Source organism: Bartonella sp. AC62GZZY, assembly GCF_042196525.1.
Lineage (GTDB): Bacteria > Pseudomonadota > Alphaproteobacteria > Rhizobiales > Rhizobiaceae > Bartonella.
Genome location: NZ_JBHIQN010000065.1, coordinates 1 through 855, shown reverse-complemented (window position 1 = coordinate 855; position 855 = coordinate 1). Strand labels below are relative to the sequence as shown.

Genomic DNA, 855 nt, shown 5'->3' with positions numbered 1-855 from the left:
CTTTTTCGGCTGTTCCAGTCTTACCACCAACGCGATAACCTTCTACTTTTGCATTACGTCCCGAACCAATATCACTGTTTAATTTATAAAGATAACGCATATTTTGACTCGTTTTAGCCTGCAAAACTTGTTTTGCACGTTGCAAAGCTTGTTCTTTTGTACGTTTTAAAAATGTAGGTTCAATCAACCAACCACCATTTACTAAAGCAGCAGCACCTACTGCTGTTTGCAAAGGCGTTGTTGCCATACCATGTCCAAAAGAGATCGTCATCGAATGGATATCTTTCCAATGAGGTGGCACAATAGGGTGTGCAACTTCAGGTAACTCCGTTGTCATTCGATCAAGTAAACCAAGTCGTTTTAAAAAATCACGATGTCCGTCAATTCCTATCGCCAATGCTTCTCTAGCAGAACCAATGTTAGAGGAATAAATGAAAACCTCCCATAACGTTAAGGGACGATTTTTCCCATGAAAATCACGAATAAAATAATTTTGACTTGCTTTAATAGGCTGTGAAGCATCAATAACACTATTTAAATGAAAAAGACCTGAATCAAGTGCCATTGCGGTCGTAAAACTTTTAATAATAGATCCCATCTCAAAAGTTCCAGCGGTCATCCGATTGAAGCGATCACTTTTCAAAGCTTCAACAGGATTTCCAGGGTCAAAATCTGGTAGCGATGCCATAGCCAGAACTTCATTCGTGTGGATATTTAAAATAACAGCTCCTGCCGCAATCGCTTTATAACGCTTCATTGCCTTCTTAAGTTCATCATGCACAATTGTCTGAACACGCACATCAATCGAAAGCTGAACTGACTTTAATGTTTCTTCAGTTGCAAGACCAGCTGCAC

At 39.5% G+C, this 855-nt stretch carries 1 protein-coding gene; it reads right to left on the bottom strand.

Features of this window, described 5'->3' with window-relative positions; all coding sequences use genetic code 11:
* Positions 1–855 (bottom strand): peptidoglycan D,D-transpeptidase FtsI family protein (locus ACFIML_RS09165; RefSeq protein ID WP_375688021.1); only part of this gene is annotated, 855 nt, incomplete at both ends.